This is a genomic window from Xanthomonas cassavae CFBP 4642 (assembly GCF_000454545.1).
Classification (GTDB): domain Bacteria; phylum Pseudomonadota; class Gammaproteobacteria; order Xanthomonadales; family Xanthomonadaceae; genus Xanthomonas; species Xanthomonas cassavae.
Genome location: NZ_CM002139.1, coordinates 3,505,365 through 3,521,361 on the forward strand (window position 1 = coordinate 3,505,365; position 15,997 = coordinate 3,521,361).

Consider the following 15,997-nt stretch of genomic DNA (forward strand, 5'->3'; position numbering starts at 1 on the left):
CGGCCGCCATCGCCAATGTCTGCTGTTTCATCGGTCGTTCCGATTTGAAGGAAGGGGCATATTTTCTCCGATAGGGACCGACTTGATCAGCGTTGCCCTAACAGCACGGATCTGTATTAGTCTCAAAAGCGTCCAACGAGAACTCTGCTCAGAGCACACGGAAGCATGTGATGATGTGCATAAATCCATGCAACCCGATCTTTTCTTTTGGCAGGAAAGGACGGGCGCAGACATGCCGCTTGGTCTCCGGTTCCGTTTGGAATCCGTAGTCTCCGCTAATCTATCCTACGGTCGGTGATCTTCGCCCGCTCGAACCACCAAGCTTCACCGCCTCCACGCAGCGCACTACGCACCTTATCCAGATAGCGGCGTCCCGCCAAGCTGTGAGCCGCGAGGTCAACCAGTTCCTCCCAGAGTTTGCCGTTGTCGACGACGGTACCGAATTCTATTGGGGGCAGTCTCCGGTCAATGAAGCTGTCGACGACCGCGTGCCGGAGCTTCTCGCACTGATCCCATTCACGCCAGATAGACCCGGTTGGTAGCCGAGGCTTGGCGACGCGCCACGCGTTGTCCATAAGGCGTCCGGACGCCATCGCATCATGGAGGCGCTGCACAGAGAGGAAAAAGAGCCTGCCCGCGGACCTTAAGCACCATCCTCTTGCGCGAGCGAAAAGGAAGGAGGCGAGCAGGTCCTCGCTTCGTACGTCGTCGGAGGGTTTTGTTCGCTCGACCGCCGTCACCCACGGGTCTGTTCCGACGCTGTTCGGCACAGCATCAGGGCTCAGGATCTCTGACAAAGCGAACAGCAGTGGCCTGTGCGAGATGACCCCATGCGACATCCCTTCAGCCAGTTCGTCGAAACGGCGGGCAATTGTTTGAACCCAGACTAGCCTAGAGCGGATCCCGGCGATGTCCAAACTTGACAGTGCAGTCACCACCGGATCGATACCAAAGCGGCCGACCGTAACTGCTGAACATTCGTCGCGACCGGCTTCCATTAGTGCCACTACGATCCGGGCAGCCCCATCCCGACTAGTGTCCAAGGCGTTGATCAATTTCGGCGCGTCCACCAGGGCTATCCGCCAGAACGATGCATGCTCAATGGCATCAGGACGTATTTGAAGCACCCTCTCCGTGGTGCCTGGCACCGTCTCGATCAGATCGATCAGTTCGTCTGCATCGGCTTTGATAAGCGCGGCATTGATGACCTTGTGGAGGAGCCTGGGGATGGAGCGGCCTGGGGCCTGAGCGGGACAAGTATAACGGCGCGCGGGCAGCGCCCTGAACCGCAGGCCCCCGCCAGCCCGGCCGGCTTTGCGAAACCCTCACTTTTCACGATGCCGGTCCGGTCGATAATGCGCGCCTCCCTCGCCGCACATCAGGAATTTCCATGGGTCACTGGACCACGCTCGACACCCCCGACGGCCAGGTTGCCGCCTGGCACGCCACCCCCGCCTCCAGCCCGCGCGGCGGCCTGGTGGTCATCCAGGAAATCTTCGGCGTCAACGCGCATATCCGCGCAGTGGCCGACGACTATGCCGCGCGCGGCTACGAGGTGCTGGCGCCGGCGTTCTTCGATCTGGAATAAAAGGACGTGCAGCTGCCCTACGACCAACAAAGCCTGCAGCGCGGCCTGGCACTGGCCAATGCGGTAGGCCTGGAGCGGGCGGTGGAGGTGGTGAAGTCCGCCGCCACCCTGCTGACCCGTGCCGGCAAGGTGGGCACCGTGGGCTACTGCTGGGGCGGTTCGGTGGCGCTGCTGTCGGCCATCCGCCTGGGGCTGCCCTCGGTGAGCTATTACGGCGGCCGCAACACCCAGCTGCTGGACGAAACCCCCAAGGCGCCGGTGATGTTCCACTTCGGCGAGCGCGATTCCAGCATTCCACCGGAGGCGATCCAGGCGCACCGCGAAAAATTGCCGCAGATGGAGACCTTTGTGTATCCCACCGGCCACGCCTTCAACCGCAGCATCGATCCGAACCACTACGACGCCGACAGCGCCGAGCGGGCACTGGAGCGCACCCTGGGCTTCTTCGAGGCGCACCTGGAATGAGCACGCCGGCACCGGCGGCCACCGGTTTCGAGCTCGATGCACGCCTGGCCGCCGATAGCGCGTTCGTCGCCGACGGGCCGCTGTCGCAGATGCGGTTGATGGACGACACCCGCTTCCCCTGGCTGGTGTTGGTGCCGCGGGTGGCCGATACCAGCGAATGGATCGATCTGGATGGCGCCCAGCAGCGTTTATTGCTGGCCGAGATCAACCAGCTCTCGCAGTTGCTGCGCGCCGAACCTGCGGTCAGCAAGCTCAATATCGGCGCGCTGGGCAACATCGTGCGCCAGCTGCACGTGCACCTGGTCGGCCGTCATCCCGACGATGCCGCCTGGCCGGGGCCGGTGTGGGGCAGCGGCAGCGCGCAGCGCTTCGACCCCGACGTCCTGCAACAGCGTGTCGCTGCGTGGGCGCAGCGGCTACGATAGGCGCCCGTTCGCCACCTGCCTCTCTCGCATGAAATCCAATGTCGTTGCCGCGCTGATCCTGATCCTCGTCGGCCTGCTGTTCCTGGCCAACAACCTGGGCTGGACCAACCTCAGCCTGGGCCGGCTGATCGCCACCTGGTGGCCGGCGGCGCTGGTCGCCTGCGGCATCGGGATGCTGTTCGGGCGCGGGAAGTAGGTGGGCGGGGAATCGGGAATCGAGATTGGGGAATCGTCAAAGCGGTGCGTTTGCTCTGAAGGTTCTTCATCGCTCGGCACGTTGCAGCTCCCTTCCCCGCCGGGACATTGTCCTCCTTAAGGGGGAGAAGGTGCCCTGCAGGGGCGGATGCGGGTACGGGCGGAGCCTCGTGCATTTACCGACGGCCAGTCTGAGCCAGCTCTTCCGGTCCCTCCCCCCTGACCAAACACTGACAGCCTGCGTCGCCTGCCCTGATCACGCATCGCCGCAATTGAGGCGCTCACTGGCGAGGCAACATGACGACTGTCATCCGCAACTGTTGACTTCCGGTACCTGATTGACGGGCGCATCGAGCGCAGCATGTCCTCACACCAACCGAGGATGTCGCCATGAACTACCGTCTGATTCCTGCCCTGCTCCTGATCGTCCTGGGCGCGTTGTTTCTGCTGGACAACCTGGGATTGGCGCATATGGATGTGGGCAACCTGATCGCGACCTGGTGGCCGGTGTTCCTGAGCGCCGCCGGTGTGCGCCAAGTACTGCGCTACCGCGAGAAGGCGGCCGCGACCTGTTGAAGGCCACGGCCGCGCCACACCCATCAGGTCCGCGGCAAGGTCACGCCGGTCTGGCCCTGGTACTTGCCGCCGCGATCCTTGTACGAGGTTTCGCACACTTCGTCGGACTGGAAGAACAGCATCTGCGCCACGCCCTCGTTGGCGTAGATGCGCGCCGGCAGCGGCGTGGTATTGCTGAATTCCAGGGTCACATGCCCTTCCCACTCCGGCTCCAGCGGGGTCACGTTGACGATGATGCCGCAGCGTGCGTAGGTGCTCTTGCCCAGGCACACCACCAAGGTGTCGCGCGGAATGCGGAAATATTCCACCGTGCGCGCCAGCGCAAAACTGTTCGGCGGGATGATGCACACATCCGATTCGATATCGACAAAGCTGCCCGGATCGAAATGCTTCGGGTCGACAATCGTCGAGTTGATGTTGGTGAAGATCTTGAATTCGCGCGAGCAGCGCACGTCGTAGCCATAGCTGGACGTTCCGAAACTGACGATGCGCTGCCCGGCTGCATCGTGCTTGATCTGGCCGGGTTCGAACGGCTCGATCAACGCGTGCTGTTCGGCCATGCGCTTGATCCAGCGGTCGCTCTTGATGCTCATGCGGTGTTCCTTGAAGACGGTAGGCGGCAGGCCGGGCGGCCCGCGCGAAAGACGGCGAATTCTAGCAGCGGCCGCCGGTGACGGCCGGCCGAGCGGCTAGAGCAAGGAGGCCGAGATCGGGATGCTGGCGCGCGGGCGCTTGGCCAACTCCTGCGCCAGCCGGCCAGCGGCCGCCAGGTAGGCCTGCGCCGCCACCGACTCCGGCGCCGCCACCACGATCGGCCGGCCCGCATCGCCCTGTTCGCGGATACCGATCTCCAGCGGCAGCGAACCCAGCAACGGCACGCCGTACTGCGCCGCCATGCGCTCGCCTCCGCCTTCGCCGAACAGATGCTCGCGATGCCCGCAGTTGCTGCAGGTATGCACCGCCATGTTCTCGACGATGCCCAGCACCGACACCTCCACCTTCTCGAACATCTTCAAAGCCTTGCGCGCATCCAGCGTGGCGATGTCCTGCGGGGTGGTGACGATCACCGCCCCGGCCACCGGAATCTTCTGCGACAGCGTCAGCTGGATGTCGCCGGTGCCCGGTGGCAGATCGATCAGCAGGTAATCCAGGTCGTCCCACAGCGTGTCGTTGAACAACTGGGTCAGCGCCGAAGTCGCCATTGGCCCGCGCCAGATCATCGGCGTGTCCTGATCGACCAGCAGGCCGATCGACATCGCCTCGATCCCGAACGCGCGCAACGGCTCGATCGACTTGTTGTCCGGGCTGTCCGGACGCCCACTCAGGCCCAGCATCGCCGGCACGCTAGGACCATAGATATCGGCGTCCAGCACGCCCACCCGGGCACCTTGCCGCTGCAGGGCCAGCGCCAGGTTCACCGCAGTGGTCGACTTGCCCACCCCGCCCTTGCCCGACCCCACCGCGATCACGTTGCGAATGCGCGCATGCGGCGCCAGTGCGCCCTGCACCGCATGCGCGGGGATCCTGCGTTCCGCGCTCATGCCTCGCCGTCCTGCGCGCCGCCGGTGCCTGGGCACGCTTCGTTTTCGATCATCGTTGCCATCGCTTATCCAGTGTTTTCGTAGGCGGTTGCGAGGATGACGCCCGTGGGTGCACCCGCCAGGCCTTCCAGTTTACCGGCTCACGTCCACGCCCCGCCTCCGCGGCTCCGACGATGCAGGCCAGAAGACGCTCACTGCCACGCTTTGACATATTTCACGAACAAGGACACATGATTAAGGACTTGTTACGTTCGAGATCCAGTTCAGCCGCCACTCAGCGACCGCGGCTGGTTCGCCTAATCTCTGCAAGGAATTCGCAAGGTCATGTCGAGTCGTCCCCCGCAACGCACCCGTCGTCATCGTTTGAGCGCCGCCTTGTTGGCAGCGCTGGTTGCCCCGTCCGGCCATGTTGCCGCGCAGTCGGAAAATGGCGTCACGCCCGGCACCACCGATCTGGACAAGGTCACCGTCACCGGCTCGCGCATTGCGCGTACCGGGTTCGTGACCCCTTCACCGGTTACCGCGATCGGCGCCGAGGAAATCCGCGCCACCGGCGCCACCACCATCAGCGACCTGATGGCGCGCATGCCGGCGCTGGCACCGAGCTACACCCTGGGTAACTCCACCCGCTTCATCGGCACCGCCGGCCTGGGCCTGCTCGACCTGCGCGGCATGGGCGTGGACCGTACCCTGGTGCTGGTCAATGGCCGCCGCCACGTGGGCTCAAGTCCCGGCTCCACCTCCGTGGACGTCAACACGATTCCGGTGGAATGGGTCGAGCGCGTGGAGGTCATCACCGGCGGCGCCTCGGCGGTGTACGGCGCCGATGCCGTGGCCGGCGTGGTGAACTTCATCCCTCAAGAAATCCTTCACCGGCTTCGAAACCCGCGCGCAGACCGGCCTGGCCGACGAGGGCAACTACACCCGCTCGTTCGCCAGCTTTTCCGCCGGCACCGATTTTGCCGAGGGTCGCGGCAACGTCGCGATCTCGGCCGAGTACAGCAAGCAGGACCGCTTCGGCCGCGGCAATCGCGCCATTGGCCGCGAGTATCTGGTGAATGTGCAAAACCCCAGCTTCGACCCCAGCCGCCCGCCGAGCGAAAGCAACCCGCAAACCGTGCTCAGCGGCCCGGGCGGCAACCATTCGACGTCCTACGGCGGCACTTTCAACCTGGGAACGTTCGACTTCCGCAACCCGGCCAGCTACGGCAACCGCTACCTGTTCAATGAAGATGGGACGTTCCGCCGCAACCGCTATAACGGCACGGTGGTCAGCAATACGTCGTGCGTGGATTGCGATTTCGTCGATCTCAACGCCGTGGCCGATCTGCAGCCGGGCTTCGATCGCAAGAGCGTCAACACCATGGTCAACTTCGAACTCAGCGAACACCATCGCCTGTTCTTCGAAGGCAAGTACAGCGAGACCGATTCGGAATTCTTCGGCCAACCGGCATTCGATAGCTCACTACGCGTGCGCCGGCAGAATCCGTATGTCAGCCCGCAGCTCGGCGCACTGATGGATTCGCGCGGCGCCACCCAGATCCTGATGAACCGCTTCAACGTCGATGCCGGCCGTCGCGGCGAAAACATCGAGCGCAAGACCTACCGCGCCGTGCTCGGCGCCGAAGGCAACTTCACCGACAACTGGACCTACGAGGTGTCGGCCAACTACGGCAAGACCACCGTGGACCGGCTCAACCTCAACAACCGCATCAACGAGCGCTGGCAAGCCGGTATCGATGCCGCACGCGATGCCAGCGGCAACATCGTCTGCCGCACCACGCTGGACCCGAGCGCGATCAACCCCAACACCAACCGCGTGTATTCGGCGCTGGCACGCGAAGGCTGCGTGCCGTTCAGCGTCTTCGGCAATGGCGCGGTCACCCCTGAAGCGGCCGCCTGGTTCAACACCACCGCGCGCTCCAAGGCCAAGATCCAGCAGACCGTGTTCAATGCCTCGGTGGCCAACAGCAGCCTGTTGTCGCTGCCAGCTGGCGATATCGGCGTTGCCGGTGGCATGGAATACCGCAAGGAACAGAGCGAGGAAATCACCGATCCGTTGGCCGCCTCCGGCGTGACCTTCCTCAACGCCATCCCCAACAGTGGCGGCGAATACAACGTCAAGGAAGTCTTCGTCGAGAGCACCATCCCGCTGCTGGCCGGGCTGCCGGGCGTAGATCGTCTGGCGTTGGATCTTGCAGGGCGCCATTCGGACTACAGCAGCATCGGCTCGACCAAGACCTGGAACATCGGTCTGGACTGGACCGTCCTCCCGTCGCTGCGCCTGCGCGGCACACTGGCTCAGTCGGTGCGCGCGCCCAGCATCGGCGAGCTGTACGACTCGCAGAGCGAAAACTTCGCCACCATCAACGATCCCTGCAACTACCTGCCCACCAATACCAACCGCCCGGGCACGGCTGGCGACGTGGCATTGCGCCAGGCCAATTGCAGCGCACTGGGCATTCCGGTGGGCTGGATCGACACCTATACCGCTACCCGCCCGGGTGTGAGCGGCGGCAATCCGGAGTTGAAGCCGGAGCGCGCGCGCAGCCTGTCCTACGGGCTGGTGTGGCAGCCGGCGTTCTTCGAAGGCTTCGGCATGTCGATCGACTACTGGCGCATCGATCTGCAGGACGCGATCGGCACGGTGACGGCCGAAACCAATGCCACGCGTTGCGTGGACAACCCCGGCGGCATCAACAACAGCTTCTGCGGTTTCGTGCAGCGCGCCCCGCTGGGCGGCTTCACCGACCCGCAGGGCCGCATCTATCCCGAGCACAGCATCATCGGCTGGCAGGCGCTCAACGAAAACCTGGCCCGCTCGCGCCGCGTGGGCGTGGATCTGGAAATGGATTACCGCTTCCAGATCGGCGAAGGCAACACCGTGCTGCGCCTGGTCGGCACCCGCCTGATCCAGTCGCGCGAATGGGTATTCCAGGACTTCCCCGCCGAATACGACGAGTTACGTGACCTACGTGACCGACCCGCGCTGGCGCGCCCAGTTCCAGACCAAGTACAACTGGAACGACTGGCGTGCCTCGTGGGACATGAACTACGTGGACGGCAACCTGCGCGTGACGCCGGAGAGCTACAATAGCAACCCGGGTTCGGCCAGCCCGATCAAGAACGGCTCGTACACCTACCACAACGTCCAGTTCGGCTATCAGTTCCCCGGCTCGAAGATCGATGTGTACCTGGGCATCGACAACGCCTTCGACAAGGACCCGCCGCGCAACTACTTCGGCTCGGACTTCACTTCGGCGTTGTACGACAACGTCGGTCGATTCTTCTACATGGGAACCACGGTCAGATTCTGATCTGAGCTGGATCGCAGTTGAAGAAGCCCCGCTTGTCGGGGCTTGTTCGATTGTGCGATTCATCAGTCAAGGGAACCTTGCATCTCGCAGGAGCTGATGCCTCCATCAAGTAAATCCTCTTTTCTGATTATCTGTACCAAATGTAACCAATTGCGATTCATCAGCCAGGGGAACCTCGCATCTCGCAGGACCTGATGCCCCCATCAAGTAAATCCTCTTTCCTGATTATCTGTACCAGATGTAACCAATGTCGCGAACCTTATTGTCGAGATCGCTCGCTCTGCCGTTGCATCACAGGAAGATTGTGCTGAATTCCACATTTTTGGTGCGGGTCGGACTTAATTCTTTAATGAATAGCCGTATTCGGTTGCACTGGAGAGCATAGGTTCATTACGTTCTGGTTAAGGCCATCTGACTCCCCGGTGACCGCCCCTTAACCGACTGCCAGTGAAAGGTCAGGAATGAGCAAGCAATTTCGTCGCAACGTTCTCAAACGCACCGCCCTCGCCGCCGTACTCGGCGCCTGCCTCAGCAATGGCGCGGTCTATGCACAGAGCACCACCGGCAGCATCTACGGTAGCGCTCCCTCTGAAGCCGGTAGCACCATCGTTGTGCAAAGCGACACAGGCCTCAGTCGCACCATCACTATTGATGCGAATGGCCGTTACAACCTTGGCTCGCTGCCAGTGGGCGCGTACACCGTCACCCTGAAGCGCGGTGACCAGGTCATCGATACCCGCAAGAATGTGCAGCTGCGCGTGGGTTCCGGCACCGAAGTCTCGTTTGCTGGTGCCAGCGCTGCAGGCAGCAACGCAGATGCGACCACGCTTGGTGCAATCACGGTCACCGCTGCCAACGCACCCAAGATCGATGTCAGCTCCACCAGTTCTCGCTCGGTGATCACCTCCGAGCAGTTGGCCACACTGCCGCTGGGCCGTAGCGCCGAAGCGATTGCGTTGCTGGCACCGGGCGCGGTGGCTGGCAGCGGCGCGTTCAATAACGGCTCGCGCTCGGTAGTGTCGTTCGGTGGCTCGGGCGTCACCGAAAATGCCTACTACATCAATGGCTTCAACGTCAGCAATCCGCTCAGCAACCTGGGCGGCGTCAGCCTGCCCTACGGCGCCATCGACCAGCAGGAAACCTACACGGGTGGCTACAGCGCCAAGTACGGTCGCTCGACCGGCGGCGTGATCAATCAGCTCGGCAAGCGTGGCACCAACGAATGGCATTTTGGAGCTCAGGCGGTATGGGAACCAAAAAATCTTTCGAGTTCAGTTGGTGATGTCTGGTATCCGACCAATACGCTCAACGCCAACCCGCGTTACCGCTATGAAGATCCCGAGCTGCCAGGCACGATGTACCGCAGCAGCAAAGACGACGTGCAGAGCCGTACCGTGTATAGCGCCTATGCAGGCGGCCCTCTGATTGAAGACAAGCTGTTTATCTTCGTGGCAGGCGAGACCGACAAGACCGATGGCGCAGTCACCAGCACAGCAACAGCCGCCAGTGCGCAGGGACGTAACCACTACGACTACAGCTCGCCGAAGTTCTATGGAAAGATCGACTGGAACATCAACGACAGCAACATCCTCGAGTACACGCGCATCGAGAACACCGATCGCCGTGCGGGCTCGTATAGCAACTACAACTACGACACCATGGCGGATGGCGGCCCATCCGGGCTGTATCCGGACACCTACAAGATCAAAGATACCTACGATATCTTCAAATACACCGGTTACATCACCGATGACCTGACATTGAATGCGACGTGGGGAAGGAGCACGCAACACAATCAGCAATTCAATCCGCTGATCTCCACGCTTCCGTTCATCGCGGGGCTGAACCTGCAGAATCCCGCAATCAACGGCGGCACACCGGTCTCCAACGATCAAGCCACGAACCGTTCGAAGGCCGATGACCCGATCAACAAGACTCGCAACCTGCGTCTGGAGTTGAATTATCGGCTTGGCGATCACGACTTGACCGCCGGCGTGGACAACATGTACTTCAATGCTTACGACGAGGGCGTTCGCACAACAGGTCCGGGCTACCAATGGATCTATAACCGCGCCGTCGACGAGGTCACGCCCGTTCGTGGATCACTAGGCGTCGGAGCAACTGGCGCGGGTACCAATGGTTACTATGCGCAGCAGCGCATCTTCACCACGACCACCAGCATGGCAGTGGAGCAGAAGGCGTACTATCTGGAAGATCGCTGGCAGGTCAACGACAACTGGTTGTTGACGCTTGGCATCCGCAATGACAAATTCACCAACTTCAACAGCGACCATGTTGCCTACGTCGACAGCGGCGACCAATGGGCACCGCGCATCGGCGCCAGCTGGGATGTTTTCGGCGATTCCTCGTTGAAGGTTTTCGCCAATCTTGGCCGCTACTATCTCGCACTGCCCAACCAGGTGGCGATCCGCGGTGCGTCGGCGTCCACCTATACCGACGAATACTTCGCCTACACAGGTATCGATGCCAACGGCGAGCCAACCGGGTTGCGCCCCATCGGTCCTGGTCCGGTCTCGAGCAATGGCGAATACGGTCAGGCACCGGACCCGAATGCCTTCGCGCCGACGGATCTGAAGTCCCAATACCAGGATGAATTCATCCTCGGATTCGAAAAGACCCTTGGCGAAAGCTGGAACTCGGGCGCCAAGGTCACCTATCGCAAGCTTCAGGCTGCCATCGACGACGTCTGCGATACCGGCCGTATGGCCGACAAGATCGACGCCAGCGGTGGCGATTCCGGTTCGGTGGAGATTCCCGGGTGCGTGATGTTCAACCCCGGCAAGACCAATACCTACAACCTGCCCAACTCGGATGGTTCCGGCTACACACAGGTCGCCATGTCGCAGTCGGATTGGGGTTTCACCGACAAGGCCAAGCGTAGCTATGTGTCAGTCGATTTGTTCTTGGAACATCCCTTCGACGAGAAGTGGTACGGCCGCATCGACTACACGTGGTCACACAGCTACGGCAACACCGAGGGCCAGGTGAAGTCCGACCTGGGCCAGGCCGACGTCTCGAAGACCCAGGACTGGGATGCAGCCGCGTTGATGTATTACGCCGGCGGCAGCCTGGCCAATGATCGTCGTCATCAGATCAAGGCGTTCGGGGCATATCAGATCAATCCGGAGTGGATGGCTTCTGCAACCCTGCGCGTCATGTCGGGCACGCCAATTTCCTGCCTGGGTTTCTACGGCGGGCCGGATGCGGCGTCGGTTGACTACGATCCGATTGGCTACGGTTCGGGCTACCACTACTGTGGGGGCGAACCCTCGCCTCCTGGCGATGCCGGGCGTACCCCTTGGATCAAGAACCTGGACCTGGGTCTGACGTACCGTCCCTCGTTCGCCGATCACAAGCTGGCGCTGGGCGTGCAGGTGTTCAATGTCCTCAATGATCGCACTGTCAATCGTGTCGACGGGGTGTACGAAGGCGACTCTCCATTTGTGGTATCGAACACCTACCGAGTGGGTCTACAGCCCTACAACTACAACGTGCCGCGCTACGTCCGCCTGACTGCATCGTACGATTTCTGATGATGTACTAGCCAAAAGCGTCGATTTGATGCTTTTGGCGTCGGCTGCATGCTTACGCCAGGCCTCGGAATTTCCGAGGCCTTTTTTTGCGGCGGATATCGTGATGATTCGCTACCCACCCAAAATCACCCGCGCCGCATTATGTCCAGGCGCGCCGGTCACCCCACCGCCCGGATGCGCGCCGGACCCGCACAGATATAGCCCGGGAATTGCGCCGCGGTAAGCGCCCTGCCCCAGCAGCGGGCGTGCGCTAAAGAGTTGATTGAGGCTGAGGGCGCCGTGGAAGATGTCGCCGCCGATCAGCCCGAAGGTCCGTTCCAGATCGAGCGGGCTCAGACTTTGTCGACCCAATACCGATGCGGCAAAGCCGGGCGCGTAGCGCTCTACGGTTGCGATCATCAAATCCGCCACTTCCTCGCGATGGTCGTCCCAGTGCCGCCCGTCCGGAAGCACCGGTGCTACGTGCTGACAAAACAAACTAGCCACATGCTGGCCGGGCGGTGCCAACGAGTCGTCCAGCGTGCTGGGGATCAGCAATTCGACCACCGGCTCACGCGACCATTCCGATGTCCGCGCGTCGTGCCAAGCGCGGTCCATGTAGTCCAGGCTCGGTGCCAAGATGATGCCGGCGGTGAGATGGTCGCCCTCGCCCGGCAGCGTGGTGAAATCCGGCAAGCGCGCCAGCGCGACATTCATGCGAAAGGTGCCAGAGCCGCAGCGGTAATGCGCAATGCGCTCGCGCGTGTCGTCAGGCACGTCTTCGGTGCGCATCAGCCGCTGGTACAACAGTTTCGGATTGACGTTGGCAACCACGCACGCTGCGCGGATGTTCTGGCCATCGGCGGTGACTACGCCCACTGCGCGGCCGCGCTCCACCAGTACGTGGTCCACCGCGCACGCCGTGCGGATCTGCGCACCGGCTGCACGGGCGCTGGCCGCCATGGCCTGGGTGATCGCGCCCATCCCGCCGATGGCGTGCCCCCAGGCGCCCTTGACGCCATTGCTTTGACCGAACACATGATGCAACAACACGTACGCGGTGCCAGGCGTATGCGGGCTGGCGTAGTTGCCGACAATACCGTCGAAGCCGAATAGCGCCTTGATTGGTGCGCTCTCGAACCAGCGATCCAGATACTCGGCGGCGGAGATAGTGAACAGGTCGAGCAACTCGCGTCGTAACGCCAGCGGCAACCCCTGCAGCTGCATACCGACCTTGCCGGCGCGCCATAGCTGCGGCAATGCCTGCAACCAGCCGCCCTCGGTCACATCTGGCGGTGCCTGCAAGGCCAGGGAACGCAGGACATCGGCCAGTTGTTCCAACCGCGCTTCATAGGCAGGCAATGCTGCTGCATCACGCGCGGAAAACTTGGCGACTTCCTGCGCCGTCCGCCCCGCGCCTGCCAGCAGATAGCGGCCATCGGGGAGCGGCAGGAAGTTGTTGATGCGTCGCGGCACCACGCGCAAGCCATGCCGTTCCAATGCCAGCTCGTCGATGACCTTGGGTTGCAGCAACGACACCGTGTACGCCGCAACGGAATTGCGAAAGCCCGGATGGAACTCCTCGGTGACCGCCGCACCGCCGACCACCTCACGCGCCTCCAGCACCAGTACGCGCTTGCCGGCGCGCGCCAGATAGGCAGCGCATACCAGGCCGTTATGCCCGGCGCCGATGATCAGCGCATCCAAGGATGGGTCGCGGGTCGACATACGCGTGTATATAGCATCGCGACTCCCCGCGGGCCACGCGTCGAGCCGGGCTCGCCGACCTGCGCAGGGCCGACGGGTCGGTCAGGGCACTGCCACCGCGGCCCGGGCGCGGCGCGCAGTAGCCGCTGCTGCATGGGGATGCGCCGGGAGCGTCACCCTCGCAGATATGGCTTCTCGCGGCATCCATGACCTTCGACACCATGCGTTCCTCCTAGGGGGACGGTAGAGTGCCGTCACGGCTCCGCTGTGACGGCGCCACCCAATCGACTGTTGCTCCTGGAGCCTTTGTGATTCGCACACCTCATCTATTGACGCTGACCCTGGCCGTGGCCGCCGCGCTGAGCGGTTGCAAGAAGTCCGACGACACGGCGCCTGCCGCCCCGGCGGGCGGCGCCGCGGCGACCACCCCGGCGACCCCCAAGACGCTGACCCTGGACCAGAACACGCTGCCGGCGGTGAACCGCTTCACCGCGGCCGACCTGGACGCCAACGGCAATGCCTGTACCGACCTGAACGCCTACGCCAATGCCAAGTTCCTGGCCGCCAACCCGGTGCCGGGCGACCGCACCAGCTGGGGGGCATTCGAGATGCTCGACGAGCGCTCCAATGCGATCCAGCAGCAGCTGGCCGAACAGGCGGCCGCCGACACCGGCGCCACCGGCGTGGAGAAGATCGTCGGCGACCTGTGGTCGACCGGCATGGACGAAGCCAAGATCAATGCCCAGGGCATCGAACCGCTGAAGCCGGAACTCGCTGCCATCGATGCGATCAGCGACCAGGCCAAGCTGGTCGATTACCTGCGCAGCAGCGCCGCCAAGGGCAACAACGATCTGTTCGGCTTCGGTGCGGAGGCGGACTTCAAGAAGTCCAGCCAGAACATCGCCTATGCCATGCAGGGCGGCCTGGGCCTGCCCGATCCGGAGTACTACACCAGCGCCGGCAACAAGGCCAAGCTCGAGGCCTACCAGGCGCATATCGCCAAGGTGCTGGAGCTGTCGGGCGTGTCCGCCGCCGACGCCGCAGCGCAGGCCAAGCAAGTGGTCGCGTTCGAAACCCGCCTGGCCAAGGTGTCCAAGACCAGCACCGAGCTGTCGCGCGACGCCGCGCTGGCCTACAACCCGATCTCCCCCGCCGATGCCGACAAGCTGACCCCGAACTGGTCCTGGACCGAGTTCTTCAAGTCGCAGGGCGTGGCCACGCCGGAGATGTTCTCGCTGGCGATCCCCGCCTTCCACCAGGAAGTGAGCAAGATGATCGCCGATACCGATCCGGCGATCTGGCGCGCCTACCTGCGCTTCCACACCGTCGACGGCGCCTCGCCGTTCCTGAGCCAGCCGTTCGTCGACGAGAACTTCGCGTTCTACAACAAGACCATGCGCGGGCAGAAGGAGATCAAGCCGCGCTGGAAGCGCGTGCTGGCCACCATCAACGGGCAGGCCGGCGAGACGCTGGGCCAGATGTACGTCAAGGTCGCCTTCCCGGCCGACTCCAAGGCCAAGATGGAAACCCTGGTCACTAACCTGCGTACCGCGCTCAAGGCCCGCATCGAGAAGCTGGACTGGATGAGCCCGGAGACCAAGACCAAGGCCATTGCGAAGTGGGAAAGCTTCGTGCCCAAGATCGGCTACCCGGAAAAGTGGCGCGAGTGGAACGGCCTGACCACCAGCCGCGACAGCTACCTGGGCAACGTGCAGGCCGCGCAGGAATTCAACTACAAGTGGAACCTGTCCAAGATCGGCAAGCCGGTGGACAGGACCGAATGGGGCATGAGCCCGCAGACGGTCAACGCGTACTACAACCCGCTGCAGAACGAGATCGTGTTTCCGGCCGCGATCCTGCAGCCGCCGTTCTTCGACCCGAATGCACCGGAAGAAATGAACTATGGCGGCATCGGTGCGGTGATCGGCCATGAAATGACGCACGGCTACGATGACCAGGGCAGCCGTTTCGGTGCCGATGGCAACTTCATCCCCGATCCGGGTTGGTGGACGCAGAAGGACCTGGACGCGTTCAAGGCGCGCACCGGCAAGCTGGTGGCGCAGTTCGACGGCTACCGTACCCCGGCCGGCGACAAGGTCAAGGGCGACCTGACCCTGGGCGAGAACATCGCCGACCTGGGCGGCCTCAACACCGCCTACGACGCGATGAAGACCGCCACCGCCGGCAAGGACGATCCCAAGACCGACGGCATCACCCGCGACCAGCGCTTCTTCCTCAACTGGGCCACGGTGTGGCGCCGCAACTTCACCCCGGAAGAGCTGGTGGTGCGCCTGAAGACCGATCCGCATGCGCCGGCCAACTTCCGCGCCATCGGCGCGCCGTCGAACATGCCGGCCTTTGCCGCCGCGTTCTCGTGCAAGGCAGGTGATGCGATGGTGCGCCAGGGCGATCAGCAGGTCGTGATCTGGTAATTGCGCATTGCAGTAGATCAGGCGGGCGGCGATCGAAAGATCGTCGCCCGTTTTTGTCGGGATTCCTTGGATCTTTCTGCATGCTTGACAGGTAAATCACGCTGGCCGGCCATGTTCGTTTTCTCTCACAACGATTCAACCAACGCTGCAGGCATCAAACGCCGCACGCGCGGCACACTGCACGCCACTGGGACTGCATGCATCACGGTATCGGCACA

The 15,997-nt window shown here is 62.8% G+C and carries 9 protein-coding genes and 2 pseudogenes; 7 read left to right on the forward strand and 4 right to left on the reverse strand.

The genetic code is table 11. From position 1 onward, the window contains the following. Window positions 1–275: 275 nt before the first annotated feature. On the reverse strand, window positions 276–998 hold the full coding sequence (locus XCSCFBP4642_RS0115525) for a hypothetical protein (RefSeq protein WP_152527282.1): 723 nt from the start codon (window positions 996–998) through the stop codon (window positions 276–278). A gap of 392 nt (window positions 999–1,390) precedes the next feature. Between XCSCFBP4642_RS0115525 and XCSCFBP4642_RS24970 the strand changes: the two are divergent. The 4 genes and pseudogenes from XCSCFBP4642_RS24970 (at window position 1,391) to XCSCFBP4642_RS0115545 (ending at window position 3,249) form a co-directional block, all read left to right on the forward strand. Beyond that, a pseudogene (locus XCSCFBP4642_RS24970) lies at window positions 1,391–2,053 on the forward strand (dienelactone hydrolase family protein). Beyond that, window positions 2,050–2,478, forward strand: a complete 429-nt coding sequence (locus XCSCFBP4642_RS0115535) for an HIT domain-containing protein (RefSeq protein ID WP_029220607.1) — start codon at window positions 2,050–2,052, stop codon at window positions 2,476–2,478. Before XCSCFBP4642_RS24970 ends, XCSCFBP4642_RS0115535 begins: the two are co-directional and overlap by 4 nt. Window positions 2,479–2,506: 28 nt before the next feature. After that, the gene (locus XCSCFBP4642_RS27260) at window positions 2,507–2,674 is read left to right on the forward strand and encodes a LiaI-LiaF-like domain-containing protein (protein ID WP_003486900.1); all 168 of its coding nucleotides are present in this window, start codon (window positions 2,507–2,509) and stop codon (window positions 2,672–2,674) included. 389 nt (window positions 2,675–3,063) lie between these two features. Next, entirely contained in the window at window positions 3,064–3,249 is a 186-nt protein-coding gene (locus XCSCFBP4642_RS0115545; RefSeq protein ID WP_029220608.1) for a LiaF transmembrane domain-containing protein, read from the forward strand. A 23-nt stretch (window positions 3,250–3,272) separates the two neighbouring features. Here the strand turns inward: XCSCFBP4642_RS0115545 and dcd are convergent, their stop codons facing one another. After that, complete coding sequence (gene dcd, locus XCSCFBP4642_RS0115550; RefSeq protein WP_029220609.1) at window positions 3,273–3,842, reverse strand: dCTP deaminase; 570 nt, start codon at window positions 3,840–3,842, stop codon at window positions 3,273–3,275. 96 nt (window positions 3,843–3,938) lie between these two features. After that, window positions 3,939–4,790 (reverse strand): iron-sulfur cluster carrier protein ApbC, encoded by an 852-nt coding sequence (gene apbC, locus XCSCFBP4642_RS0115555; protein WP_029220610.1) that lies wholly within the window; start codon window positions 4,788–4,790, stop codon window positions 3,939–3,941. Window positions 4,791–5,114: 324 nt separating this feature from the next. Here apbC and XCSCFBP4642_RS24975 point away from each other — a divergent pair. Then, window positions 5,115–8,107, forward strand: a pseudogene (locus tag XCSCFBP4642_RS24975) (TonB-dependent receptor plug domain-containing protein). A gap of 461 nt (window positions 8,108–8,568) precedes the next feature. Beyond that, window positions 8,569–11,661 (forward strand): TonB-dependent receptor, encoded by a 3,093-nt coding sequence (locus tag XCSCFBP4642_RS0115565; RefSeq protein WP_029220611.1) that lies wholly within the window; start codon window positions 8,569–8,571, stop codon window positions 11,659–11,661. Window positions 11,662–11,772: 111 nt separating this feature from the next. Here the strand turns inward: XCSCFBP4642_RS0115565 and XCSCFBP4642_RS0115570 are convergent, their stop codons facing one another. Next, window positions 11,773–13,368, reverse strand: coding sequence for a phytoene desaturase family protein (locus tag XCSCFBP4642_RS0115570; RefSeq protein ID WP_029220612.1), 1,596 nt, complete (start codon window positions 13,366–13,368; stop codon window positions 11,773–11,775). A gap of 308 nt (window positions 13,369–13,676) precedes the next feature. Here XCSCFBP4642_RS0115570 and XCSCFBP4642_RS0115575 point away from each other — a divergent pair, with 308 nt between their 5' ends. After that, window positions 13,677–15,779, forward strand: coding sequence for a M13 family metallopeptidase (locus tag XCSCFBP4642_RS0115575; protein ID WP_029220613.1), 2,103 nt, complete (start codon window positions 13,677–13,679; stop codon window positions 15,777–15,779). Window positions 15,780–15,997 lie beyond the last annotated feature (218 nt).